The 3,999-nt window shown below is 70.6% G+C and carries 1 protein-coding gene and 1 pseudogene; both read right to left on the bottom strand.

Translation table 11 applies throughout. From position 1 onward, the window contains the following. Positions 1 to 3,641 (bottom strand): amino acid adenylation domain-containing protein (locus ACFZCY_RS45350; protein ID WP_391187684.1); only part of this gene is annotated, 3,641 nt, incomplete at its 3' end. A gap of 96 nt (positions 3,642 to 3,737) precedes the next feature. After that, positions 3,738 to 3,983: pseudogene (locus ACFZCY_RS45345) on the bottom strand (AMP-binding protein); the annotation flags it as partial. Positions 3,984 to 3,999 lie beyond the last annotated feature (16 nt).

Below are 3,999 nucleotides of genomic sequence, written 5' to 3'. Positions count from 1 at the left end.
CCCGCCCGCCGCAAACGCGACACCACCTGAATACTCAGAATCGAATCCCCACCCAACTCGAAAAAGTTGTCCCGCACCCCCACCCGCTCAACACCCAGCACCCGCGACCACACATCCGCAACCACCCGCTCCACCTCCGAACGCGGAGCCACATACCCGTGGTGCGCCGCCACCGCCAGATCGGGTTCGGGCAGGGACCGGCGATCGACCTTGCCGTTCGCCGTGAGGGGGAGCGTGCTCACGACGACGAAGGCTGTCGGGATCATGTACGACGGCAGGGACTTGGCCACGAACTCACGCAGCCCGGTCTGATCGACCCCCTCACCCACCACATAACCCACCAGACGCTTCACACCCGGCCGCGCCTCACGCACCGTCACCACCGCATGCGTGACATCCGGATGCGCCGACAACGCCGACTCGATCTCACCCGTCTCGATCCGGAAACCCCGCACCTTCACCTGATGATCCGTACGCCCGACGAACTCCAACTGCCCATCCGCCAGCCACCGCACCACATCACCCGTGCGATACACCCGCTCACCCCGCACCCCGAACGGAGACGCGACGAAACGCTCCGCCGTCAGCCCGGGGCGGCCCGCATAGCCGCGGGCCAGGCCGTCGCCGGCGAGGTAGAGCTCTCCCGCGACCCCGGTGGGAACCGGGCGCAGCCAGTTGTCCAGCACGTAGGCGCCGGTGCGCCCGATCGGCGACCCGATCGGCACGGAGGCACCGACCGAGGCGGGTCCGACCGGGTGGACGGCCGCGAAGATGGTGCTCTCCGTAGGCCCGTATCCGTTCACCAGCCGTACGTGCGGGAGCCGTTCGAGCACAGTGCGGCAGTGCTGCGGCGCGAGTGCGTCGCCGCCCGCCATCAGCAGCCGGAGCCCGGACAGCATCGTCACGTCGGTGTCGACCACTTCGTGGAACAGGCCCGCGGTCAGCCAGGCGACGGTCACTCCCTGACCGTGCAGCAGCGCGCCGAGCTCTTCCACGGACAGCACCCGGGCGGTGGACACCACGAGAGCGGCGCCGTTGGCGAAGGCGCTCCAGATCTCCAGCGCGCTGGCGTCGAAGGAGAGGGTGGCGAACTGGCCGACCACATCGGCCGCCGTGATACCCAGGCGCGCGTCGCGGGCCACCCGCAGCACTCCGGCGTGCGGCAGCACGATGCCCTTGGGCCGGCCGGTGGAGCCGGAGGTGTAGAAGACGTAGGCGCCGCTCTGCGGGGCCGTCGTGACCTGCGGCGGCCGCTGCGGGTCCACGGACCGGGCGGCACGGTCCTCCAGTTCCGTGAGGAGCGCGACAGGCACGTCGGTGCCGGGGACCGCGTCGGCGGTCGAGTCGTCCACCAGCAGTAGTTCGACGTCGGCGTCGCGGCTCATGTACGCGAGGCGCTCGGCGGGGTAGCTGGTGTCGAGGGGTACGAATACCCCGCCCGCCTTGAGCACGGACAGCAACGCCACGATGGGTTCCGTGCCGCGGGGCAGGCAGACGCCGACCCGGGTCTCGGGGCCCACGCCACGCGCGCGCAGGGCGTGCGCGAGGCGGTTGGTACGCAGGTCCAGGTCGCGGTAGGTGATGCGCTCGTCGCCACAGACCAGAGCGACGGCCTCCGGGGCACGCGCGACCTGCCCGGCGAACACGTCGGTGAGCACGGCCGCGTCCGGCCCGTCGGCGCCCTGGGCCCAGTCCCCGAGTACGAGGGCCCGCTCCGACGCGGAGAGCCGCGGGATGCGGGACTGGGGCAGCTCCGGCGTCTCGGCGAGGGCACCGAGGATCTCGGCCAAGTGGTCCGCCATCCGGTGGATGGTGCCGGCGTCGAACAGGTCGGAGTTGTAGTTGAGGGAGAGCCGCATGCCGTCGGCCTGTTCCCAGAACTCGATGGTCAGCTCGAATTGCGCGTCCTGACGCGGCAGGTCGCCGGCCTCCATGCTCAGGCCGCGCACCCCGTCCGCCTGCCACGGGCGCGTCTGGAGCACCATCATGGCCTGCACGAGAGGGGTGCGGGAGGGGTCGCGCTCGGTGACGACGGCGTCGACGACCCGGTCGAAGGGCACCTCGGCGTGGTCGAACGCTTCGAGAACGGTCTCGCGGACGGCGGCGAGCAGCTGGGTGCCGGAGGCGGCCTCGTCGATGCGGGTACGCAGGGCGAGGGTGTTGACGAAGAAGCCGAGCACATCTTCGATTTCAGGGCGATCCCGGCCTATGGCGGCGGTCCCGAGCACCACGTCCTGCTGGCCGGTGGTGCGCGCCAGCATCAGCTGGACGGCGGCGGTGAGCCCCATGAAGAGGGTGGCGTCCTGGGCACGGCAGACCTCGGCGAGCCGGTCGACGAGCTCGGCGGGCAGTTCCGTGTCGTATGTGCTGCCCGCGCGGGTGCGGACGGCGGGGCGGGGGCGGTCGGTGGGGAGGTCGAGGACGGCAGCGCCGGCCAGCTGCTCCCGCCAGTACGCCAGCCCCTCGTCCAGTACCTGCGGGGTGAGCGCCTCACGCTGCCAGACCGCGTAATCGGCGTACTGCAGCGGGAGTTCGGGCAGCGGGTCACCCGCGTACAGCGCCGCGAGCTCGCGGGTCAGCACGTTCACGGACCAGCCGTCGGTGACGATGTGGTGCATCGACAGCACCAGGAGATGGTCGTCCGGGGCGGCACGCAGCAGAGTGGGCCGCAGCAGTGGCCCGGCGCCGAGATCGAAGGGTGTTTCGAGTTCGGCACGCAGCACGGTTGCGGTCTGCTCGGCGTCGGCCTCGCGGACCGGCAGGGTGATGGGGGTGGCCGGGTGGATGGTCTGGACGCCCTGGCCGTCGACGGTGGCGAAGGTGGTGCGCAGGGACTCGTGCCGGGCGATGAGAGCGTTGAGCGCGGCCTCCAGAGCCGTGACGTCCAGCGGCCCGCGCAGCCGGACGGCACCACCGGTGTTGTACTCCGTGCCCTCCGGGTCGATCTCGGCGGCGAACCAGACCCGCGCCTGCGCGAACGACAACGGGAAGGACGCGGACGAGCCGGCACCGCGCCGAGCCGGGGCCACCGACAGCGGACCGACGACCGTAACGGCCTCGGTGGCGGCGGCGACGGACTCGGCAGTGGGGTGATCGAACAGCTCACGGACCGGGCACTCCAGACCCTCTCGCCGGAGCCGGGAGACCACCTGGACCGCACGGATGGAATCACCCCCGAGACGGAAGAAGTGATCACGCACCCCGACCCGCTCCAGACCGAGGACCTCGGCGAAGACCGCGGCGACCGTCTCCTCACGCCCAGTACGCGGAGCCACATACTCCACATCACTCAGCCGGGACAGATCCGGCTCGGGCAGAGCCCTGCGATCCACCTTCCCGTTCACGGTCAGCGGCAGGGCGTCCAGGACGACACACAGGGCCGGAACCATGTAGTCCGGCAGGGATGCCGCGAGGAACTCGCGCAGCGCGAGCGGGTCGGTCCCCTCCTCGCCCACCGCGTAGGCGACGAGGCGCTTGGTGCCGCGTGCGTCGGTCCGAACCACCGCCACAGCCCGGTCGACCGCGGGATGAGAGGCCAGAGCCTCCCCGACCTCGCCCAGCTCGACGCGGAAACCACGCACCTTGACCTGGTCATCCACCCGGCCCACAAAGTCCAGGACCCCCTCAGGCGTCCAACGCACCAGGTCACCCGTCCGGTACATCCGCCCGCCACGACCATCCGGAGCCGCCACGAACCGCTGCGCCGTCAACCCCGACCGGCCGCCATACCCATGCGCCAGACCGATCCCCGACACATACAACTCACCCACCACACCCACACCCACCGGACGCAACGACCCATCCAGCACCCGCAACTGCGTATCCGGAACCGGCCCTCCCAGCAGCACCGGACCAACGATCACATGAGACGAAGCAGCAATGGACACCTCAGTAGGACCATAGACGTTGACCAGCCGCACACCCGGCACCTCATCCAGAACCCGACGGCAATGCCGCGGCGACAACGCATCACCCCCCGACATCACCACACGCACACCA

This window comes from Streptomyces sp. NPDC007983, assembly GCF_042958345.1.
GTDB lineage: Bacteria > Actinomycetota > Actinomycetes > Streptomycetales > Streptomycetaceae > Streptomyces.
Note: the sequence above shows the minus strand (reverse complement) of the source record. Positions and strands in the feature narration are given on the sequence as shown.